The organism is Candidatus Cytomitobacter indipagum, from assembly GCF_008189285.1.
GTDB classification, from domain to species: Bacteria; Pseudomonadota; Alphaproteobacteria; order CAJXXZ01; family 1604HC; genus Cytomitobacter; species Cytomitobacter indipagum.
Genome location: NZ_CP043315.1, coordinates 605,573 through 627,924 on the forward strand (window position 1 = coordinate 605,573; position 22,352 = coordinate 627,924).

General features: G+C 32.3%; 26 protein-coding genes. 17 read left to right on the forward strand and 9 right to left on the reverse strand.

Annotated elements, in window-relative coordinates:
- Positions 1-362: 362 nt before the first annotated feature.
- Genes FZC35_RS02750 through FZC35_RS02770 form a run of 5 tightly spaced genes read right to left on the reverse strand, consistent with a single transcriptional unit; the run spans position 363 to position 6,032 of the window.
- Complete coding sequence (locus FZC35_RS02750) at positions 363-845, reverse strand: ribosome maturation factor RimM (protein ID WP_148981114.1); 483 nt, start codon at positions 843-845, stop codon at positions 363-365.
- Between the two features lie 45 nt (positions 846-890).
- Positions 891-1,151, reverse strand: coding sequence for a 30S ribosomal protein S16 (rpsP, locus tag FZC35_RS02755; protein WP_216362649.1), 261 nt, complete (start codon positions 1,149-1,151; stop codon positions 891-893).
- Positions 1,151-4,270, reverse strand: a complete 3,120-nt coding sequence (locus tag FZC35_RS02760; protein WP_172619041.1) for an efflux RND transporter permease subunit — start codon at positions 4,268-4,270, stop codon at positions 1,151-1,153. Before FZC35_RS02760 ends, rpsP begins: the two co-directional genes overlap by 1 nt.
- The gene (locus FZC35_RS02765; RefSeq protein WP_148981117.1) at positions 4,263-5,333 is read right to left on the reverse strand and encodes an efflux RND transporter periplasmic adaptor subunit; all 1,071 of its coding nucleotides are present in this window, start codon (positions 5,331-5,333) and stop codon (positions 4,263-4,265) included. The genes FZC35_RS02760 and FZC35_RS02765 overlap by 8 nt, the downstream gene beginning before the upstream one ends.
- 21 nt (positions 5,334-5,354) lie before the next feature.
- Positions 5,355-6,032, reverse strand: a complete 678-nt coding sequence (locus FZC35_RS02770; protein WP_148981118.1) for a Bax inhibitor-1/YccA family protein — start codon at positions 6,030-6,032, stop codon at positions 5,355-5,357.
- A 90-nt stretch (positions 6,033-6,122) separates the two neighbouring features.
- On the opposite strand from FZC35_RS02770, the gene FZC35_RS02775 reads away from it, so the two are divergent.
- The 17 genes from FZC35_RS02775 to FZC35_RS02905 all read left to right on the forward strand — a co-directional run bounded on the left by FZC35_RS02775 (position 6,123) and on the right by FZC35_RS02905 (position 16,934).
- Positions 6,123-6,683, forward strand: coding sequence for a haloacid dehalogenase-like hydrolase (locus FZC35_RS02775; RefSeq protein WP_148981119.1), 561 nt, complete (start codon positions 6,123-6,125; stop codon positions 6,681-6,683).
- Between the two features lie 137 nt (positions 6,684-6,820).
- The gene (gene trmD / locus FZC35_RS02780; protein ID WP_148981120.1) at positions 6,821-7,537 is read left to right on the forward strand and encodes a tRNA (guanosine(37)-N1)-methyltransferase TrmD; all 717 of its coding nucleotides are present in this window, start codon (positions 6,821-6,823) and stop codon (positions 7,535-7,537) included.
- A complete protein-coding gene (locus FZC35_RS02785) occupies positions 7,524-7,868 on the forward strand; it encodes a 50S ribosomal protein L19 (RefSeq protein WP_172619042.1) in 345 nt (114 codons plus the stop codon). Before trmD ends, FZC35_RS02785 begins: the two co-directional genes overlap by 14 nt.
- Positions 7,868-8,257, forward strand: coding sequence for a 30S ribosomal protein S12 (gene rpsL, locus FZC35_RS02790; RefSeq protein WP_148981122.1), 390 nt, complete (start codon positions 7,868-7,870; stop codon positions 8,255-8,257). Before FZC35_RS02785 ends, rpsL begins: the two co-directional genes overlap by 1 nt.
- Positions 8,258-8,301: 44 nt before the next feature.
- Entirely contained in the window at positions 8,302-8,763 is a 462-nt protein-coding gene (locus FZC35_RS02795; RefSeq protein ID WP_148981123.1) for a small ribosomal subunit protein uS7, read from the forward strand.
- Positions 8,763-10,850 (forward strand): elongation factor G, encoded by a 2,088-nt coding sequence (gene fusA, locus FZC35_RS02800; protein WP_148981124.1) that lies wholly within the window; start codon positions 8,763-8,765, stop codon positions 10,848-10,850. The genes FZC35_RS02795 and fusA overlap by 1 nt, the downstream gene beginning before the upstream one ends.
- 46 nt (positions 10,851-10,896) lie before the next feature.
- Entirely contained in the window at positions 10,897-11,283 is a 387-nt protein-coding gene (locus FZC35_RS02805; protein ID WP_148981125.1) for a 30S ribosomal protein S10, read from the forward strand.
- Entirely contained in the window at positions 11,280-11,939 is a 660-nt protein-coding gene (rplC, locus tag FZC35_RS02810; protein WP_148981126.1) for a 50S ribosomal protein L3, read from the forward strand. The genes FZC35_RS02805 and rplC overlap by 4 nt, the downstream gene beginning before the upstream one ends.
- Positions 11,936-12,580, forward strand: coding sequence for a 50S ribosomal protein L4 (gene rplD / locus FZC35_RS02815; protein ID WP_148981127.1), 645 nt, complete (start codon positions 11,936-11,938; stop codon positions 12,578-12,580). Before rplC ends, rplD begins: the two co-directional genes overlap by 4 nt.
- Entirely contained in the window at positions 12,577-12,885 is a 309-nt protein-coding gene (locus tag FZC35_RS02820; RefSeq protein ID WP_148981128.1) for a 50S ribosomal protein L23, read from the forward strand. Before rplD ends, FZC35_RS02820 begins: the two co-directional genes overlap by 4 nt.
- Positions 12,885-13,745, forward strand: coding sequence for a 50S ribosomal protein L2 (gene rplB / locus FZC35_RS02825; protein WP_148981129.1), 861 nt, complete (start codon positions 12,885-12,887; stop codon positions 13,743-13,745). The genes FZC35_RS02820 and rplB overlap by 1 nt, the downstream gene beginning before the upstream one ends.
- Positions 13,738-14,016 (forward strand): 30S ribosomal protein S19, encoded by a 279-nt coding sequence (gene rpsS, locus FZC35_RS02830; RefSeq protein WP_148981130.1) that lies wholly within the window; start codon positions 13,738-13,740, stop codon positions 14,014-14,016. Before rplB ends, rpsS begins: the two co-directional genes overlap by 8 nt.
- A complete protein-coding gene (locus FZC35_RS02835) occupies positions 14,013-14,363 on the forward strand; it encodes an uL22m family ribosomal protein (RefSeq protein WP_148981131.1) in 351 nt (116 codons plus the stop codon). Before rpsS ends, FZC35_RS02835 begins: the two co-directional genes overlap by 4 nt.
- An 11-nt stretch (positions 14,364-14,374) precedes the next feature.
- Positions 14,375-15,025 carry a 30S ribosomal protein S3 gene (rpsC, locus tag FZC35_RS02840; protein WP_148981132.1) on the forward strand — a complete coding sequence of 217 codons (651 nt, stop codon included), beginning with the start codon at positions 14,375-14,377 and terminating at the stop codon, positions 15,023-15,025.
- Positions 15,012-15,422, forward strand: a complete 411-nt coding sequence (gene rplP, locus FZC35_RS02845; RefSeq protein ID WP_148981133.1) for a 50S ribosomal protein L16 — start codon at positions 15,012-15,014, stop codon at positions 15,420-15,422. Before rpsC ends, rplP begins: the two co-directional genes overlap by 14 nt.
- 213 nt (positions 15,423-15,635) lie before the next feature.
- Positions 15,636-16,685: a hypothetical protein gene (locus tag FZC35_RS02850; protein ID WP_148981134.1), complete on the forward strand. Its 1,050-nt coding sequence runs from the start codon at positions 15,636-15,638 to the stop codon at positions 16,683-16,685.
- Between the two features lie 108 nt (positions 16,686-16,793).
- Positions 16,794-16,934 carry a hypothetical protein gene (locus tag FZC35_RS02905; protein WP_172619043.1) on the forward strand — a complete coding sequence of 47 codons (141 nt, stop codon included), beginning with the start codon at positions 16,794-16,796 and terminating at the stop codon, positions 16,932-16,934.
- 414 nt (positions 16,935-17,348) lie between these two features.
- Here FZC35_RS02905 and FZC35_RS02855 read toward each other — a convergent pair whose 3' ends face one another.
- The 4 genes from FZC35_RS02855 to FZC35_RS02870 are packed head-to-tail and all read right to left on the reverse strand — an operon-like array spanning position 17,349 to position 22,134.
- Complete coding sequence (locus tag FZC35_RS02855) at positions 17,349-19,277, reverse strand: transketolase-like TK C-terminal-containing protein (protein WP_148981135.1); 1,929 nt, start codon at positions 19,275-19,277, stop codon at positions 17,349-17,351.
- 21 nt (positions 19,278-19,298) lie between these two features.
- Positions 19,299-20,594: a GTPase gene (locus FZC35_RS02860; protein WP_148981136.1), complete on the reverse strand. Its 1,296-nt coding sequence runs from the start codon at positions 20,592-20,594 to the stop codon at positions 19,299-19,301.
- Positions 20,591-21,601, reverse strand: coding sequence for a PQQ-binding-like beta-propeller repeat protein (locus FZC35_RS02865; RefSeq protein WP_148981137.1), 1,011 nt, complete (start codon positions 21,599-21,601; stop codon positions 20,591-20,593). Before FZC35_RS02865 ends, FZC35_RS02860 begins: the two co-directional genes overlap by 4 nt.
- Before the next feature lie 14 nt (positions 21,602-21,615).
- A complete protein-coding gene (locus FZC35_RS02870; protein WP_148981138.1) occupies positions 21,616-22,134 on the reverse strand; it encodes a hypothetical protein in 519 nt (172 codons plus the stop codon).
- Positions 22,135-22,352: the final 218 nt, after the last annotated feature.

Consider the following 22,352-nt stretch of genomic DNA (forward strand, 5'->3'; position numbering starts at 1 on the left):
ATCAAATCAAAATGAAATAATAATAGCAAAATCTTGAAAAATTAAAGTTGAAATAAAATCTCAAACAAAATTACAAATCAACCTATAAGCTAAAAATAAATAAATTATCAAGTTTCAATTAAAATATGAAATAGAGATCAATAAAAATCACATAAGATATATATCAATTATATCAATAAATATCACTATTTCTTTTGTCAAAACAACTAAATACAATAAAGCCCCTTAGAAATCAACTTGTTTGATTAGGGAAACTCTAACAATAAAATTGCAAGCATCATTAAATTACATTAAGAAAATTATATTTCTGCAAATCTTGCTTAAACTTATTTGAATATTTAAGAAAATGACAAATGATGAATCTATTCAGATTTTACAATCTTATCTTTTAAAATTATTTTCTTAGACTGCTTGTCAAATTTCTCAACTTGTCTCCATGCAATCATGCATTCCAAATCAGTGTCTAAAATTAATCCAGCTCCAAAATCATATACATCACTAACAACAGATATCTCACTTCCGTCAGGATTGCATACTTTCATCCCAACAAGATCAGCGCAATAAACTTCATTATCTTGTAAATCTTCTTTTTCTGTAACAACATTTTTTTTGCAGAATCTCTCTATATCTTCTATTGTGTCAAAATCTACAAATTTAATTATAGACTTATTGTCATGTAAAATATTTATTGATTCTATTTTTAACTCATTGCCATCAATAAACACGGTGTCATAATCAACATTTTCATAATATAAATGCATTTTAATATGACCTTTTAGACCATGTGATTTGATTGTTTTTCCAATTGTAATAAAATTTTCTGATATATCTTTTTTGTCTGACATGTAAAAAATCTATTTATAATAAATTTAACTTAACTCAAAAAGAGATTAAGCAAATTTCCTTGGCTCAACGATGCCTTGTACTCCAAGTAGATAATGAGCTCTATCTGTCAATTGAGCTCCTTTAGAGATCCAATATTTTACTCTCTCTGGATTAAAAATAAATCTCTGTTCATTTGTTAGTCTTGGGGTATAAGTTCCAAGTTTCTCAACAAACTTTCCATCTCTCGGAGATTGACTTTCAGCTGCTACTAAGAAATAAACAGGATTTCTCTTTTTTCCACCTCTGGCTAATCTAATTTTTAACATTATTTTCTCCTATTTTCGTGATTAATTTTAACTTTTGCAAGCAAAAAGCGCAAGTCTGAAAACAAAACACATGCAGCAGGTATGACAAACAATGTGAAAAATGTTCCAAATGACATTCCTCCAATTATAACCCATCCGATTTCTCTTCTGAATTCAGAACCAAATCCTCCAGCTATAACCAAAGGAACAGCTCCTAATACCATGGCTAGCGTAGTCATAAGAATAGGGCGCAAACGCAAAAGAGAAGCATTTGTAGCAGATTTAAACAAATCAATGCCTTTGGCTCTTTCTTTCTTGTAATAATCTACAATCAACACTGCATGCTTAGTAATCAAACCAATAAGAGTAACAAGTCCAATTTGACTGTAAACATTCAAACTTAATCCAGGGATCACAAATATTGTCAGAACAGCTCCTGCAAGTGCAAGAGGCACTGATGTCATAATAATCAATGGATCATAGAAGCTCTCAAATTGAGCTGCTAAAATCAAGAAAATAAAGATCAATGCAAGCATCAAAATAACCGTGAAATTATTACCTTCCTCGATAAGATTTCTAATGCTAACACTAGGGCTTACTATGTATCCATCAGGAAGAATTGCGTATAATTTTCTTTCTATTTCTTTGTACACAGCGATGGCGTCATTTCCAGATTTCAAAGAACCATGCATAGAAAATGATCTCATTCCATCGCTATGGAACATCATTGGCCTTGAAGATGTTTCAATAATATTTATAACATCTCTTAAAGAAATAAGCTTCCTAGATGACTTATCGTCTGGGTCATTCAAGTTAGTATAAACATGAAATCTGGTAATTCCATCAGGATCTTTTCTGAATTTTTCATCAGCCCAAACACTAACAGGATAACGTTTTCCATCTCTTTCATACCTAACTGCTGGAGGATTTCCTCTCATGATCATTGCAATATTGTCTCTCAACGTTCCAAGATCAATACCAAGAGAAAGGGCTCTTTCTTTATTTATCTCAATGTTAAAGTTTTTCTCAGGACTTGTTCTGCTAATTCTAACATTTTCTATTGATGGGCTTGACTGCAAAATACGCACAGATCTCATACCCATTCTTTCTATTTCGTCATATGATTTATTGCTTTTAATAATAGCAGCAATATCTCCAGATCCTCCTCCAATAGTTCCTCTATTCCAAGAAATATCAACTCTATTTCCAGGCAAAGAAGCTCCAAATTGTTTTCTCAATTCTTGAGAAATTGCATTTGCTGATTTTCTCTTAGAGAATGGCTTCAACAAAGCAACCAATGAAACTTTATCAGTTCCACTTGAGAAATTGGAATAAACAGATTCAACTCCATCTTGGCTCTGAATAATTGACTCTGCCTTAGAAATTGCATATTCCATATACTTCACATTTGCACCACTAGCAGGTGTAATATTTATATCTACAATTCCTTTATCTTGCTCGGGAGCAATTACAGATCTTACCCCATATTTTGCAATTCCAAATCCTAACAATCCAAAAAGAAATGCCCCTAATACAACATAATTTCTGTAATCAATAGCATATCCTAAGTATTTTTTATACAACCGCTCTAAACTCACAATATGAGAATCAAAAGTTTTAATTATTTGCCAATTTAAAGGCTTGTCATTTTCTAGCAAGTATGACGCCATAACTGGAGTCAAAGTTAGAGCAACGACACCAGAAACCAAAACCATCATAGCAAGAGAAATTGCAAACTCAGCAAATACTTTACCAACTAATCCGCTAGATAAAGCAATAGGAGCATACACTGCAACTAATGTAAGGGTCATGGCAATGATAGAGAATTGAATCTCAGACATTCCTTTTATTGACGCTTCTCTTGCTGTTTCTCCATTATGAATTCGTCTATGTATAACCTCAATTGCAACAATTGCATCATCAACAACAAGACCAACAGCCAAAACCATGGCTAGCAAAGTAATAACGTTGATAGAAAATCCAAATGCAGAAATAGTAATAATACCTGCTAACAAACAAATAGGAATTGTGATTAATGGAATTATAGATGACTTCCATGATTTCAAGAATAAAAGCATCACAATAATAACAAAAATAATTGCCTCGAAGATTGCTTGAATAACTCTATTAAGAGATTGCTTTACAGGTTCGGATTGATCCATAATGACATCAATCTTCACTCCATTAGGCAAACTTTTATTAATATTTTCAATTTTTTTCTTTACTGATGCAGCTACTTCAATTTGATTTGCTTGAGGCTGAATTCCTATATTAATAAATGAAGCAACTCGCCCGTTATATCTTGTTCTAACTTCTTCGTCAGATTTTTGCATTTCAACTTTAGCAACATCGCTTACTTTAATAACTTTTCCACTTTTTTCTTTAATAACAACATCTTCAAACTCTTCTACTGTTTTAAGATCATTTACAATTGTTGTGTTGTAGCGAATATTATTAATCTCGATATGGCCAGCAGGGTGCAAATAAGATTGCCTTCCAATTGCATTGTATACATCCATAGCAGTCAATTTAAATGCATGCAATCTATCTGGATCAAGCCATACATCTATTCTAAATGTTCTTCCTTCTCCAGCGATTCCAGAAACTTTAACAGAAGATATTCCATTAATTGTTTCTAGCTCGCTTTTTGAATATCTATATCCAATATCAGACAATTCTGAAGCAGAATATTTGTCTCCAGTGATCGCTAAAATCACTAAATCTTTATCTTCTCCTGATGATTTTCTAATAACTGGATCTTTCAATCCTTGAGGAAATGTATTCTTAACTCTACGCATTCTTGTTTCTATTTCAGACGCAATAGAATCGGTTGATCTGTTTCCTGAGAACCTCATGTCAATTTTAGCTTCTCCTGATTTGGAGATAACTGTTTCCATGCTTTTTAGACCCTCAACACCAGACAATTCTTCTTCCATCACATTTGCAATTTGTGATTCGACAACTTGAGTGCTTGCTCCTGGATATTCCATGCTAATACTAATAGTAGGCGTTTCAATTTTTGGATTTTCTCTTAAATTAACACTTCTCAATAAAAATAAACCAACAATTGCAGTGGCAATATAAATCACCCATGTGAATACTGGTCTAGATATGAAAAAAGAAGCAAAGCTTTTATTCAACTTTATCTCCTAATATTTGCGCTTGAACTTTTAGTCCATCGCTAATGCTATCACCAACTTCAATAATAACTATATCTCCTTCTGCAAGGCCATCAACAATTTCCACGTATCCGTCATCTCTGATTCCAATTTTCACAGGAGAGTGACCAGCTTTTCCATTTTCGATTTTATAAACATAAGCGTTTCCTTGCTGTATTCTTACAGCAGCTTCAGGCGCTTTCACAACATTATGCTTCATGCCCAAAGGAACGCTAATTCTTACAAATTGACCAGGAATAAGATCTTCATCTACTTCTTCTAGTTTTGCTTTAACTGCAACACTATGAGTTGCATCAGCTTGAACTTCATATGCCACAATTCTAGCTGTTCTTGGAATAGCATCTTGCTTATCTGGGTAAACATCTATTTCTAGACCTTTTTTAACATCAGATTTGCTAATTTCTGGAACTGAAAAATGCGCATACAATGGACCATCAGAAACAAATACAGCAACTTCTTGATTGTAAGGAAGAACTGAACCTGCATTGTATTTAACCAATCCAAGCATTCCATCAAACGGAGCCTTAAAAATCATTTTTGATAATTCTGAAAAAGCTCTTTGATAATCTGCTTGAGCTTTTTTATAAGAACTTTCTTTGCTGCTTAAATCAGCATCGGAAATAATTGTATCTTTATTTCCATGCAATTTAACTGCTCTTTCGTACTTTGCTCTTTCGTCAAGCAAAACAGCTTCTGCACTCAAAACAACACTTTTTTCTGTATCATTAAAGAGCTCCATTATAAGATCTCCTTCTTTAACAGACTCTCCATCTTGTCTAATGCTTTTAATAGTTGCAGATCTTTCTGCTGTGATATTTATAGATTTTTCAGCTTTTAACGAACCTGAAAAAACCTTTCTCTCAGACATGGACCCGCTCTTAACTCTTGCTGCATTTAAAACAATGGCTGGCACATCTTTCTTCTTTGATGACCTACCTTTGTTAAATAAAAATATCACACCAAATCCTAATAAAGCAGCTATAGCTATCTTTTTATAGTCAAAATCTTTGTAGTCAAAACTCATTTTTTATACCTTTCTGCAATCTCAATCTCTTCTACGCTCACCTAAAAGGCTTAATAAAGAGATAAAAATGTTTACAAAACTCATTAATAATTGAAGAGCTCCTATAATTGCAATTTTTTCCTTTGTCTCTACATCAACTCTAGAATAATACAAATTTGTTAGCATTCCGTGATCGTAAACTATAAATCCAGAGAAAATAACAATAGTTGCCAATGATAAAACTATATTCATAACAGACGACCAGAAAAACATATTTATTAAGCTAGATAATATCAATCCGATAAGAGATGCTTGTAAAATATTTCCCATTTTGGATAAATCTCTATCAGTCACTCTTGCATAATAAGAAAGTCCTCCAAAAATCGCTGCTGTTGATAAAAATGCGCTTACAATGCTTTCTCCTGTGTAAATAGCAAAAATTGCTGACAAGGAAATTCCAAGAGAAGCGCTAAACAACATATACATCAACTGTGCGGTTTCAACTGACATTCTTCGAATATTTGTGCTTAACCCTACGCTAATAATCATAGGCAAGAACATCACTAACAATCCACCAAAACCTCTAGGATATAGCTTCATGCTATGCATAAAATAAGCTATCGAACCCATTACAGCTAGTCCGATACCAACATTTTGATATATAGCAGCAAAATATCTTCTCAAACCAGAATCAGAATGAACTATGTAATCTTTGTTCATAAACCCTCCTCTTTAAACAAAAAGATTCTATCATGAATAACAATTCATATAAATGTATTATCAATTCAATTTGTTATGTATATTTAATATATGCAAGATTATTCACATATTTTTGTAGATTTAGATGGAACTCTTATCAAACAAAATATCAGTTTAGAGCTGTTTAAAAGACTTATTATACGACATCCACTGATAGCTCTTAAAATACAGATTAATTTCTGTTTAAATAAAAAACAATTAAATATAGATATATTAGGAAAATATGTCAATTGTATCGATATTAGGAAAATGCAATTTCATAACCAACTCTTAAAATTCCTAAAAGAGAAAAAGAAGTTAGGGAAAAAAATTGTCCTTGCAACAGGGTCTCCGGTAAAATTAGCTGAAAAGGTAAATTTTTACTTAAACAATCTCTTTGATGATGTTATAGGGTCATATGGAAAATTGAGGTGCGTTTCTAAAGATAAATTAGTAGAAATAGAAAAATACCCCAACAAAAATAAATTTATGTATATAGGAAACAGCAATCAAGACATTGAAGTTTGGCTTGGATCAGATTTATGTGGAGTAGTTGAAAAGGAATCGTTTGCTAAATTAATTTCAGAAGAGCATGGCATTAATTTCGATATCGCATTTAAAAATTTTGAATAGTTTTAGTTTGATTTAGACAAATACTGCATGAATTAAAATGATATATATGCATATTGAAATTTTGCATATTGTTTAATTATTGTTTAATTAAATTGCAAAGTATTTATCTTTCTTATTTAGTTTGATAATTTTTGCATATGTGGAATGTAAATATTGGAACTATTTTTCCTGATATTTTTCCTGGTACTTTAGGAGTATCTTGCTTAGGCAAAGCTCATAAAAAATACTGGGAATTATTTGTTCAAGACTTCAGAAATTATGCAAATGATAAGCATAATACTGTAGATGATACTCCATTTGGAGGTGGGCCTGGAATGGTTATGAAATGCAATACTATCGATTCATGGCTAAGCGATGTTTATAAAAAAGGCAAAATAATTTACATGTCTCCAAGAGGAAGAACTCTCAATCAAAGCTACGCAAAAGAATTAATAAAAGAAGATTTATATATTATCTGCGGAAGATACGAAGGGGTTGACTGTCGAGTGTTAAATCATTGGAATGTAGAAGAAGTTAGCATGGGGGATTATGTTTTATGTGGCGGAGAAGTTGCATCTATGGCTTTAGTGGAAACATGCGCCAGATTAATACCAGGAGTTCTTGGAAACAAAGAATCTGCAGAACAAGATAGCTTTTCCAATGACTTACTTGAACATGATCAATATACAAAGCCTAATATCTGGGTTCCAAATAATAGTGAAATGTCATATAATACTCCGTGTGTTCTAAGATCTGGGAATCATAAAGCAATTTCTGACTGGAAACTGTCCAATAGCGAGGCAGTGACTGAGAAAAATAGATATGATTTGTGGATCGAATATATTAGAAAGAAGGAGAAAAATGTACATTCTTGAGCTGTTCGAAAAAAGAAAGCGAGAAGCAGCAGCACAAAGACTTAATTCAGATCAATTTAGAGCTGGAGATACTGTCGCTGCTCACGTCATATCCGATGTAAATCAAAAAACTGCAAGACCATTTACTGGACTTTGTATAAGAAAGAGTGCTTCAACTGCGCTAATTAGAGAAACAATAGGAAATGATGCTGTAGAATTTATTTTCCCTTTGCATTCTAATGTTCAATTTAAACTTTTAAAATCTTCAAAAGTAAGAAGAGCGAGACTATATTACTTAAGAGAGCTTAAAGGTAAAAAAGCAAGATTAAAAGAAAGGCGTAGAAAAGCATAATGACAACATTAAGACAATTATGTAGGAAAAAAAATGGAGGAAGAAAAGTTAAGGCAGTAGCATCTAAGTTTGTTGCTTTATCTGGATCACCTCAAAGAAAGGGAACATGTTCAAGAGTATTTCACATGAACCCTAGAAAACCTAACTCTGCGCAAAGACCAGTTGTTAGAGTAACTTTAACAACCGGTTATGAAGTAACTGCATATGTTCCAGGAATGGGACATGCTTTACAAGAGCATTCCATGGTTCTAGTAAGAGCTGGAGGCCCTGCTGATTTACCTGGTGTAAACTATAGAGTTATTAGAGGCGTGTTAGACGCAAAAGGTGTAGAGGCAAGAAGAAGCAGTAGATCCAGATATGGAGCTTCTAAGCCAACACAAAAAGGATAGAATCAATTGCATTCTTCTAGGACAAAAATGATAAGGAGTTATTTATGAGTCGTAATAGAAAAGTTAATTCCATCAGTATATTTGATAAGGATCCTATTGGTGGTTTCACAAATGTATTAATGAAAGATGGAAAGAAAGCTGTAGCTGAGGATATAGCTAGAAAGTCTTTTGCCAAAGCGGGAGAAGAGCTTAACATGGAACCGCAAAAGGTTGCTAAAGATGTTTTGAGTAAAATCAAACCTCTTGCTGAAGTTAAGTCAAGACGTGTGGGAGGTTCCACATATCCAGTTCCTGTAGATGTAAGACCTAAAAGAGCTTACATGCTTGCATCAAGATGGATAATCGGAGCAGCTAGAAGCAAAAAAGGCATGAGCATGATTGAAAAATTGTCTATAGAGCTAATCAACATCATGACAGATGGAAAAAGCGGAGCTATAGATAAAAAGACAGCAGTTCATAATATGGTTAAAGCAAACCAAGCATTTGCCCACCTTGGGAGCAAATGATGTCAAAACCCGAACAAGGCAATAAAGTTAATTTAAAATCATATAGAAATATTGGAGTTGTAGCTCATATTGACGCTGGAAAAACAACAACAACAGAGAGAATTCTTTATTACACAGGAAAAACTTACAAAATAGGAGAGGTTCATGATGGAGCAGCTACTATGGACTGGATGGCGCAAGAGCAAGAAAGAGGAATCACTATTGTTTCTGCTGCCACAACATGTTTTTGGAAAGATCATCAATTTAACTTGATTGATACTCCAGGTCACGTTGATTTCACTATCGAGGTAGAGCGATCTTTAAGAGTTCTTGATGGAGCTATAGTTGTTTTTGATGGGGTTGCTGGTGTAGAACCTCAATCTGAAACAGTTTGGAGACAAGCTGACAAACATCAAGTTCCTAGAATTTGTTTTGTTAATAAAATGGATAGAGCTGGAGCAAATTTCTTTAGATGCGTTGACATGATCGAATCTAGATTAGGTGCTAATAAAGTAGTGATTAATCTTCCAATAGGATCTGAATCAGATTTTAAAGGAATTATTGATTTAGTTACAATGAAAGCTATCATTTGGAAAGGTGATGATCTTGGAGCTTCTTTCGAAGAAACAGATATTCCTGAAGAATTTAAAGAGCAATCTCAAGAATACAGACAAAAATTAATAGATGCTGTAACTACTTTTGATGATAATTTAATGGAAAAATGCCTAAACGAAGAAGAAATTTCTGAAAAAGAGATTAAATCTGCACTTCGTGGAGCTGTTATAAAATCTGCAATATTCCCTGTTTTGTGTGGATCAGCATTTAAAAACAAAGGTGTTCAAACATTGCTAGACGCAGTTGTTGATTACCTTCCTTCTCCATTGGATTTACCTCCCACAGAAGGAAAAGACCCTGAAACTGGCGAACCAGTATTCAGAAATCCAGATCCAAAAGAACCATTTTCTGGACTTGCGTTTAAAATTGCATGCGACCCATTTGTTGGTTCCGTAACTTATTTTAGAATATATTCAGGAACTTTATCTTCTGGAGATCAAGTGTATAACAGCACAAGAAGCAATAAAGCAAGAATTGGAAGAATGTTAATCTTGCATGCAAATGATAGAGAAGATATTAAATTTGCAAGCGCAGGAGATGTAATCGCATTGTGTGGAGTTGACACAGTAACTGGAGATACTCTTTGTAGCGCTAAAGAAAAAATTGTATTAGAAACCATTTCAGCGCCTGATCCAGTTATTTCTCTTTCTATTGAGCCAAAAACAAAAGCAGATAGAGACAAGCTAGCGAAAGGATTGGAATCACTATCTAAAGAAGACCCTTCCTTTAAGGTTACTTCTGATCAAGATACTGGACAAACTTTGATTCATGGAATGGGTGAATTACAGCTTGAAATTATTGTAGACAGATTGAAGAGAGAGTTCAAAGTTGATGCTATAGTAGGAAATCCTCAAGTTGCTTACAGAGAAACAATTAAGAAAACAGCTGAAATACTGTATGAACACAAAAAACAAAGTGGTGGTGCAGGTCAGTATGCAAAAATTAAAATGATTTTTGAACCTCTTGAAAGAGGAGATGGATTTGAATTTGTTAATGAAATTAGAGGAGGAGCAATACCTTCTGAATATATTCCTGGAGTTCAAAAAGGGTTAGAATCAGCTATGAATTCTGGTCTATATGGACATCCAGTGGTAGATTTCAAAGTAAGGCTTATTGACGGTTCTTATCATGAAGTTGACTCAAGTGTGTATGCATTCGAAATAGCTGCAAAAGAAGGATTCAGACAGATGATCAGAAGTGGATCTGAGCTATTGGAACCTGTTATGGGTGTAGAAGTCACTGCTCCTGAGGAGTACGTTGGAGGAATAGAGGGAGATCTTACAAGAAGAAGAGGAATCTTCGAAGATAAAGAGTATCTAACTGGCGGAACAAATGTTATTAAATATTTTGTTCCACTTTCTTCAATGTTTGGATATATTAATGATTTAAGATCTAACACTCAAGGAAGAGCTACGTTCTCTATGTCGTTTGATCATTACAAATCAGTGCCTAAAAGCATAGCTGAAAGCTTGCATGAGGGCGTGAAAAGGTGAGATTGATTTATTTGTTTATATACGTTAATCTTTTGGAGTACTGTATATGTTGAATGTAAAAAATGCAAATCCTGAGCAAAAACATAGCTCGGTTGATGTAGCATTAAAAAAAAGGTTTAAGAAAAAAGATTTTGTCAAAGTAATTCTTAGATCTTGTGATTCTTTTGTTTTGGATAAATCAGCTATGAATTTAGTCAACAACGTTAAAAGAATTATAGGATCAGGAGCTGTAGTAGGACCAATACCTTTGCCTAGAAAGCGAAGAGTTTGGACCATACTTTCAAGTCCTCACATTGACAAAAAAGCTAGACAACAGTTGTCAAGAATTGTTAAGTCTAGATTAATAGAGTTGCCTGCTTCAAAGGATGTTATGAACATGCTTGATGGCAATTGCTCTATTCCCGCATCAGTGGAGATTGAGATTAAAGCATGAAAAATTTTGGATTATTATGCAGGAAAATGGGAATGTCCCAAGTTATATGTGATGGCAAATTCTTGCCCTTAACTTTGTTGTACATTGAATCTCCTGTAGTTATAGGTTTTAAAACAATGGAAAGAGATGGATATTCTGCTATTTTAGTTGGATTCGGTCACTCTAAATTGAAACATTGGAACAAGTCTCAACACGTTCTATGTCAACACGAAGAAAGAATATTTGAAAAAATAAAAGAATTCAGAGTTGACGACGTGGAAAGATTTAGTATAGGCCAAGAAATAGTTATTAAAGATTTCTTTGGAGAAAATGATCTAGTTAGCGTTCAGGGAATCACACTCGGTAGAGGGTTTTCTGGAGGAATTAAAAGACATGGATTCAAAGGATTAAGAGCTAGTCATGGTGTATCTGTATCTCATAGAAGCATTGGTTCCACAGGTTCCAGAACTCCAAGCAGAGTTTGGAAAGGGAAGAAAATGCCTGGTAGATATGGTTGCGAGACAGTTACTATAAAAAATGTAAAAGTTAAATACATAGAAGAGCAAACTAGTCTTATGACAGAAAAGCCTGGATCTATTATTGGTGTATATGGAGCAGTTCCTGGATCTAAAGGGTCCTTTTGCAGCATATACAGATCTGAGAGGAATAGAATATGAACAAATTATTGAAAAAAGTTATTGATTTCTCAGGATCTTCTGTTAAAGAAATTTCTTTAAATCCAGATATATTTCAAGTTCCTATGAACAACACTGTGCTTTATGAAGTCAATAGATGGCATACAGCAAAGAGAAGACAAGGAAATTCTTCTACTAAAGGAGTTTCAGAAGTAGCTGGATCAACTAAAAAAAGCAGACCACAAAAAGAAAGTGGAAAAGCTAGACAGGGTGATGGAAGAGAGCCTCATTGCAGAGGCGGTGGTACTACATTTGGACCTAAACCAAGATCATATGCATTTTCTGTCAACAAGAAAGTTAGAAAATTAGCTGTGAAAATGTCTATTTCTAATAAGATTGCAAATGAAAATGCATTATTTATAGATGATTTCAAGAATTACTCTTCTTCAAAAACTTCTGATTTTTCAAATATGCTTGAAAGTATTTTGAAAGAGAAAAAGAATAAGAAAGCTTTGTTTATAGCAAATGATTTTCAAGAATCATTTAAAATGGGGTCTTCTAATATTTACAATGTTAATTTATTAAAATTAGAAGGACTAAACACTCATTCTTTATTAATGCATGACATAGTAATATTTGATTCTGGAGTATTAGACTTAATGGAAGGAAGATTGCTAAAATGAACCAAGAAATTAAAATTTTAGATTCTATTATTAAGAAGTTCAAAGGAAATGTTTTCTCTGAAAAATCAGTTAGCATGTCCAAAGAAGGAGTTCTTACTTTTAGATTTAGTAGAGTTTCATCTAAATATGCGATAAAAGATATGTGTTATCAAATGCTTGGAGTAGATATTCTTTCTGTAAATACATGCAATGTAAAAGGAAAGAAGAGAATCTTCAAAGGAATAGCTGGAAATAAATCTTCATGGAAAAAGGCGTTTGTTAAAATTTCAAAAGAAGATATTTCCAAGATTGCAGAGGTAGCTTAATGAACAATATTGCATCACAAGTTTCATCACAAGAAGTTGTATTAAAACGCTTGTCTCCTTCCACTCCTGGTCAAAGAGGCGCGGTTTTAATTGACAAGAGATGTTTATGGAAAGGGAAGCCTTGGAAAGCGCTAGTCAAAGGATCGGCAAGAAAAGGCGGAAGAAACTCTTCTGGAAAACTTACAGTTAGATACAAAGGTGGAGGAAGTAAATTTATTGGAAGACAAGTTTCTTTTAACGATAGATCTATCTGGAATCAAACTGGTACTATTGAAAGATTTGAGTACGATCCTGGAAGAACAGCGTTTATCTCTCTAGTTGATTTTAATGGAGAGAAGAAATATCTTCTTTCTACAAATGGATTAAAACAAGGGGATAAAATAGAAATAGGGGATTCAGCTCCTATTGCTCCTGGAAACTCCACTATGTTAAAGAATGTGCCAACAGGTGTTCAAGTTCATAGTGTTGAATTAGTCCCTGGACGAGGCGGATGCATCTCAAGATCTGCAGGATCTCATTCTTCAGTATTAGGTAGAGAAGGAGAATATGTAATTCTTAAGCTAACCTCAGGAGAAAAAAGAAAATTCTTAGGGGATTGCAAATGTTTTATAGGATCGGTATCAAATCCAGATCATAAAAACGTTAAAATAGGAAAAGCCGGAAGAAACAGATGGAAAGGCATTAAACCTCATGTAAGAGGTGTTGCCATGAACCCTGTTGATCACCCTCATGGAGGAGGTGAAGGTAAAACTTCAGGAGGAAGGCATCCTTGCTCTCCTTGGGGTCTTGCCACAAAAGGTAAAAGAACTAGATCTAAGAGAAAGACTAATAAATTAATTATAAGGAGAAGAAATGGCTAGATCATTAAGAAAAGGACCATTTGCGGATTCGCACATCTTAAAACATGTCGCAAGAAACAAAGCTAATAGAAGCACTGATTCGATTAGAACCAGATCCAGAAGATCTACAATCTTCCCTGCTTTTGTTGGAATAAATTTTTTGGTTCATAATGGAAGAAAGTTTATACCTGTATATGTTACAGAAAGCATGATAGGTCATAAATTAGGTGAATTTTCTTTTACAAGAAGAGACAATCCTCATCGCAATGGAAATAAGAAGGCTAAAAAATGAACAGACAAATGTTAATTAGCAGATTCGCAATAGCTGAAAGCAATAAGATATATGGAAAATCATTTTGCTTTCAGATGATAGCTAGATCTATGAGAGGCGAAGATGCTTACAAAATATCAGGTGCTCTGGATTATATGCCAGGAAAATATGCAAGAGTCATGAAAAAATTAGTTGATTCTGCAATTTCCAATGCTATTAATAAAGGGATTGATGGCTCATTGGTAATAGATGAAATTCTAATAGGTAGAGGAAAATATCTAAAAAGAATAGAATTCAAAGGTAGAGGAAGAGTTGGTTCAAAATGGAGACCTTTCTCAAACATAAAGGTGGTTTTAAAAAATGTTTAAGGATGTGTTAAATGGGAAATAAAGTACCTCTTTTTAATTTATGGGGAAAGAATTATTTATCAAATTGGTTCTGCCCTTACAGCAAATACTCTGGAAATGTAATCGAAGATTATAAAATCAGATCTTTGCTTAATTCAATGGATAAAGCTTACAGATGGGATATGTCTTCAGTTCATATTACTAGAATATCGAATAACATTCATATCGAAATCAGAGCAGCTAGACCTGGAATTATTATAGGAAAATCAGGAAAAGATTTGGAAATGCTTAAAAGTAGAATATCTTCTGTTTTGCCAATAAGAACAGAATTGAAAATACAAGTTAATCCAGTCAAAAAACCTGAAATAGATGCAAAGTGTCTTGCTAAAAAAATTGCATTTGACATATCTAAAGGAAAACAATACAAATTCTTGATTAAAAAATATATTGCTGAGGCGATGAGATTTGGAATTAAAGGAATTAAAATAATTTGCTCCGGAAGACTTGGTGGTGTAGAAATAGCTAGAAAGTTTGCATTAGCACAAGGAAGTGTTCCAAGACATACTATAAGAGCGGACATAGATTATTCTCTTGCTGTTGCTGAGACTAACTCTGGTTTGTGCGGAATAAAAGTATGGGTCCATAAAGGCGCAAGAAAGGATAATACAGATGCTACAACCTAAAAAAAGAAAATTTAAATACGGTTTAAAAAAAGTTCCTAAAGGCATTGCAACAAGAGGCTTTTCTCTTCAAGGAGCTTATGGATTAAAAGCTATGAAGCATGCAAGAGTTACAGCAAGACAAATTGAAGCTTGTCGTAGTTCTATCAGGCGTTCTATGAAACGTGCTGGTAAGCTGTTAATTAGAATTTTCCCTCATAACCCTATAAGTGCTAAACCTCAAGAGGTGCGAATGGGTAAAGGTAAAGGAAGTATAGATAGACACGTTGCTATGGTAAGGCCAGGAGCTATTCTTTTTGATATAGATGGAGTTCCTTTGGATGTCGCTAAACAAGCCCTTGATATAGCAGCAGCTAAATTGCCTATGCAAGTAAAATTTGTAGAAAAAGGCGTTTTTTAATTAACAATTAATTAACAATTTCAATTATTTCAGCACATGCATCTAGAATTTTATTTTAGTATGTATTAGGATGAACCCAAGGTGATATATGATCGATTTACACATTAATCAAAATGCTTACTTGGGCGTAATCATAAAAAATCATTACTTATTAGATAAATTTACTTCACTTATTGCAAGTTCTATTCAATTTTTATATTTTAGGAGAATCTAGTGAAATTTATCAAGAAAATTCGTTTAATTCTTAGGTCAATGAGGGATGCCAATAGGCCAAATTTCATTAATGCTCTCCCTTCATTTGAAAGAGATATTGCAAATGAATGCATAACAGAAATAATTCCTGATAAAATTCCTGGAAGTCTTAATTTTTCTGAAAGAAGAAGATGGATTCAACATAAAGAGAAAATACTATTCGATAAAAAAAGCTTTTCAAGATTTATTGTTAGAAATCATTGTGTATGGCTTTATACAAATAATGATACAAAGCCAAAAAAATGGGCAATATTAGAAAAAATCAAAGCTCTTAAACTAGTAGTTAGCGACTTATCTGAAAGTGAAATATGGATTCTAGATGAAAAAGATCAAAAAATATGCCTAGCTTTACTTGATGGCAAACTGGTAAATTTTAGATTATTGAAAGATTTTTCTAATGCCATGCTGGAAAGCTTTGTTCAGCACATGAAAAGATATACTTTTGAAGCTCCAAAAGTTAGATTATTTGATTGCTGCTTTGATTTTGATTATCAAACAGAATCATATTCTAAAGAATTTATAGAATTTAAAACTAAATTGCCAATCGATAAAATTAAATATAAATATGTGGAAAATTATATACAATTATGCAAAATTGGATTTGTTAACTTGCTTACAGTTCTTAGCTTTGCATTTTTATTAATTTTTCTTAACAATCAAACTGAAAAAACACATTTACGAATTAATGAGATCAAGAGCAATCTTGATCGCATAAACAAGCAAATGTCGTATTATCCAACAGTAAGCCATATTAAAAGCTTGCAATCAGATAGCAAAATTCAAAGGAAGATGAATCTTAAAAAATTTACTGAATGCATCAAAGATTATCAATACAGGCTTAAGATTACTGCAAAGCGCATAATCAAACTTGAAATCAATGGGCTTACTACAAAGCAAAAAGAAGATATTATGAAAGTTGGAAGTGAAAGTGGAATAACAGAAGTAAAATTTGCTAAAGTGAATTTTACAGATTCTGCCTATAAATTATCTACACATACAAATATTACTTAAGAAATAAATTTGATTAAGAATTATTTCTCCCTAACTTTTCTAAAAACACAAATTCAGTATTAGAAAAATGCTAATCTGCAATTTCTGAAAATACTTATAATCAAAACAGTGGAATTTATCTTTATTTGCCAAGCTGCAATTATTTCCTATTCTATAAATTCCGAGTCTATAAATTTAAATTCTAAATCCTATTTGAATGAAACTAATGATAAAAGCATGTCTCAATTTGCAGTCAAAAAATCAGTTTGATAAAATTTAATGAATCTGCAGATATTTAAATCAATGTCATCAATATGAGCGTATAATAAATTAAAAATGTTGATTTAATTAAAATTCCAAATAATTTAATCTATACAATCTAACAGTGTTTTTGATAGTTATATTTTCTATATAATTAATTTAGTCAAAAAAAGATTATATGTAATCTTTTAAACTTGATGAAGATTTTTGAGTTTATTCAAAAAAAATTGTGCATTATTAATTTCCTCTGTTAGGCAATAAAATAATCCTGTTTTGTTTATAGAATTCTTATGAAGATATAAAATAATATTAAGCAACTTTAGAGGTATTTTGCCTTCTAACGCGCTTTATAAATGATATAAATTATGAATTATTTTAATGATTATAATTCTGAAACAAATCAAAGCTTTGCAAATGAAAAACTTATAAAGAAAGTTTTTTGCTAATTTCTTTGCAAATATTTTCTGGTGTAAATCCAAGATGATTCATGATATCTTTTGCTTTTCCAGAAAAGCCAAAATTCTGAACCCCAAGCACTAAAATATCTTTTGCATATTGTCTATATTTATACCAAATATGTGAATTACTTAATTCTATGCAAACCAATAAATCGCATTCTAACGCTTCAAATCTTTCCTCTTTGTCAAATAAATTTGTACTTATCATTGAAATTACATCAATGTTAAGATTTTCATGTTTTTTCATAAGCAAACTCGCAGTCTCATATGCTAATTCAACCTCTGACCCTGTTCCAATAATCTTAACTGTGTAATTATGAGAAATATTATGAATTTTTCTATGGAATTTCTTAATTGTATAAGCAGATTTTATCTCTTCTTCAGAATTAATTCGCTTAATTTTCTGCCTGCTAAGCACAAGAATCGAAGGCAATTCAGAATGCAATGCCTGTTCCCATGCCCAAGCAACTTCTAGTCCGTTAGAAGGGCGAAATACATTTAAATTAGGCATTACTCTAAAACTTTCTAAATGTTCAATAGGTTGATGAGTAGGGCCATCCTCCCCAACTGAAACTGAATCATGAGTTGCAATAAAAATCATAGGTATTTTCATCAAAGCTGCCATTCTAATTGCCGGCCTTGCATAATCAGTAAAAACAAAAAAAGTTGCACAACAACCTTTAAGTCCAGATAAAGTTATTCCACCAGTAATCGCAGTCATTCCATGCTCACGAACTCCAAAAGAAATATAATTTTCATCAATCATTGTATTGGTAGAAATTCCCAAATCAGCAGATCCAAACACAATATCATTATGTCTCTCTGATAAATTCTTCAAAACTATACCAGAGGCCTCTCTTGTAGATATATCTTTTTCTAATAGATGTGAAATTGATTCGCTAACTTTGTAATATTTTTCATTTTTCATTTTTTCATTTGTTGTATTTATATTATTTTTAATATCATTTTCAAAATTTGCATTTTTTTCACTACGATTATTTGCTTTAACATTATTTTCATCATTCTTATTAGTGAAATAACCATTATTTCTCTCAATTACATTATTCCAGAAGCATTTGATATCGGGAGGGGTCATGAAATCTGTATATTCCATGCAGTAATTTCTTTTCATTTCATTTATATCTTCTTTGTCTAATATTTTTCCATGAATTTTCTCACTTTTTTCATATTTTGAACCACGCCCGATAATAGTTTTGCATCTTATAAGAGTTGGCTTATCTGATTTCTTAGCGCTCAATATAGCAAGGTCAATTTCTCCAATATTATGACCATCTATCTCTATTACATTCCAATTATAAGACTTAAAAGTCATTGGAATTTGATCGCTTCTTGATAACTCTGTAGATCCGTCTATAGTAATTTCATTATCATCCCAAAAAACTATTAATTTATTTAATTTCCATTTTCCAGCTAAAGAACACGCCTCATGAGAAATTCCTTCCATCAGATCTCCATCACTAGCTAAAACATATGTAAAATAGTCCATATTCTTCAATTGTTCTGCTTTTGCCATTCCAATAGCCCAAGCAATGCCTTGCCCTAAAGGTCCAGTAGAAACCTCAACTAAATCATCTTTTTCTGGATGACCTGGAAGATTGGAGTGAATTTTTCTAAAAGTGTATAAATCTTTTCTATCAATTTCTTCCATACAATATAAAGTTGAGTAAAGTAGAGCTGACCCATGCCCAGCTGATAAAACAAATCTATCTCTATTTGAATGTTGTTTTTGAAAATTCAAATGATCAGACCACAAAACAGTCATGACATCGGCCATTCCTAGCACTATTCCTTGATGTCCTGAATTAGCTATATCAATCATATCTAACGCAACGCATCTTAGAAAATTGGCAGCTCTTCTTTTATCGCAAATCATCTTTATTTCCTATCTTTTCTCTTATTTTTTTATACGCCTTACGCCTCTTTGTTTATCTACTTTCATCTCTCTTTTTCTATCCTGTTGGCTGTCATTTTTATGTTTTACAATCAAATTTAAATGAACGCCATAGAAATCAAAGTAGTCTATCATTCTATGCTCCAAAAATCTTAATCTCGTTGTTTCAATAGTCCTACTGCTAAACAAAGAAAATGTAGGAGGCTTTGTACCAACTTGAACGATATATTTTATACCAGAAACACTTACTAAATCTGTATTTTTAATAGAAACAAACCACTTGTTAAGCGCTGAAGTTTTTATCTTTGTTTTCATTTTTGACTCAATTTCATTCATAACATTGAATAAATTATTAATTCCAAAACCAGTAACTCCAGAAACAGCAACACAATTTACTCCATAAAATCTTTTCTTAATTTGTTTTTTCGCATTAGATAAAACAACCAGATCATCCATTTTATCCCACATTCCTATACCAACAACAAGGCCTTTTCCTCTGGACCATATTTTATCCATCAAAAGCAAATCTGCCCTGTTAATTCCTTGTGTAATGTCAATTAAGACAACAAAATTGTCAGATCCATAAGCTATTTCTTTCAATAATCTATACTGACTTCCTTTTTCTAAATCAGACAAATTATTATTTCTTCTATATCCTGGGGTATCAAGCATTTTAAATGTTCTGTTTTTTCCACTTACAGTAATTTCATTAACCTCTTGAGTGGTTCCTATCTCATCTTGAGCCAAGAACCTATCTTTGCCAATTAATTTATTAAGCAATGTGGATTTTCCTACATTTGATCTTCCAATAAAACCCCATGAAGGAACTTTGTCTTGCTCGCTATCCTCAAACCAAGCTGAAACTTTATCTAGTAAATCATTTACTCCTGTGTTTTTTATAGCAGAAACATAATGAACTTCTATGCCTTTTCTGTTAGAGCTTCCTTCTCCTAAATCAGCTTTATTAGAAACAATAAAAACATTTTTCTCTTTAGACATAGCGTATTTTAAGAATTTTCTACTTGTGTCGTTCCATCCTTTGTTGTCTATAACAACCAAAAAACCATCTATACTTGGCAATTTGTCTAGAAAAGAATCGGCTTCTTCAATTCTATGAATTCCAGGAAGATCAACTAAGTTAAAATTCCTAACAGATCTAACTATAATATCTCTTGTAAGATCTTCTACATCTCCTACCAAAGAAACTTTATCGCAAATTATTTTATTAAAAAGCGAGGATTTTCCCACATTAGTTTCTCCAAGCAGAATTACATTTGGTATTGGGTCAAAAATTTTCACGAAACAAACATTCTTCCATTGTTATGAAAAGCAATTTTACTTCTCAAACAATTCGCATCTTTTTCACTCATACCTTTAACAAGCTCTTTGTTTTGTAAATACGCAAACAAATTTCCATCCTTTGACAGTGAAAACAAAACTTCATTGCTCATAAAAAACTCTCCCTCTGCTTTATAATGATTCAAAAACTCTCTATTAGAAACTCCATTCAAATCACATACAAAAACTTCATTGTCAAATATCAAATAAATCAAATTTTTGTTATCAAAAAACACTCTCCTTAATCCAGGAAACTCTTTTTCAGAACCATTTCCATTCATGTTCAAAGAAATAATTCTTTGATTTATTCTTGAAACTATATTTTTCTCAGAAACAAACAAATCAAAGCTTTCTGCTGAATTAGAAGACATGTGAACCCACAAATCTTCTCCGTTAACTGGATCAAGCGATGTTATGTCTCCATCATAAGATATTTGTATTATTCTATCATTTTTAACGAAAATAGAGTTCTTCATACCAAAAGCTAGATCTTTTTTTCTTTCCCACAACACATCAAAATTTTGATTAAAAGCCTTCAAATTCCCACTTGTGCTACAAACAAACAACCTGCCAAAAGCTTTAACAGCATCCCCCAAAGGAGACCCCAACACTCCTTTATGTTCAATTTTATAGGAATTTTCTTTTACAGAAACAACATAAAAATTATTTGATAAATCTCCAATAATATATAAATTATCAGAAAGCTCTTTAGTTATTATATTTTTCTTCAAATCAATATCAATCAAAATATTTTTAATGTAAAGCTTCTTTTCTTTGTACGATATATTTGGCAATTGCAAATCAATTCTTGGAATTTCCTTCCATACAATATTTCTACTAACCTTCTTAAAACTTTTTCCCTCATGACTCAAAGCCTTCCAGTTAACATTGCTGTTGTCACACCCAAAAAGAAAGATGCACAATAAAGATCTTGCAAAGAAACTAACTCCCAATCTTGTAAAAAACACTCGCAAAACTCCAATCACTTAGAAATCTTTTCTTTGTCTTGAGCGGCAAAAATAGGAAGCAAAAGGTGATTATCAGGAGAAGAAAAACAATTCATAACATCAAGCTCATGAGCCGTATCGCTCCAAGGACTATTGATGGATTTAAAAGTTCTCAAACTTTCCTTTTTTTCAAAAAGAAAGAAAATCTTAACTAAATCAGCAAAAACATCATCTTTAATTCCTGTTAATAAGTTGTGTAATTCACTTTCATGCTTTTTCGAGTAATTATTAATAATATTTGAAGCGATAATCAACCTAAGAAGATCATATCTATTGGCATCTTTTACTACCAATCGCTTCATCGTTTCATAATCAGAACTTGTCACTGACTCAGAAGCAAGTTCTGCATTTACAAAAGCATTCCTTTTGCCATAAGAGTAATAAGACAGCCAACCAAGAAAAACAAAAGACGCAGCAAAGAACAGCTTAGATTTAAAAAAGTCCTTTACTTGATCCTTCAAATGGTCGCTTTCCAAATCTTTTAAAAAATTCATAACAAATTTTACTTCATAGTTATGCACTTTTCAACTTCATTATTCAACAAGAACAAAAACTGGATATTTGCTCCTCATCTAATCATTTTGACTTTTACACAGAATCCACAACACAAATAACAAATAACAATATAATTTATATTTATTTTATTAAGGTAATTTTAAAAAAAAATAAACACCTAGAATCTTTTTTAAAGATGTATTAGGATAACCCCAAG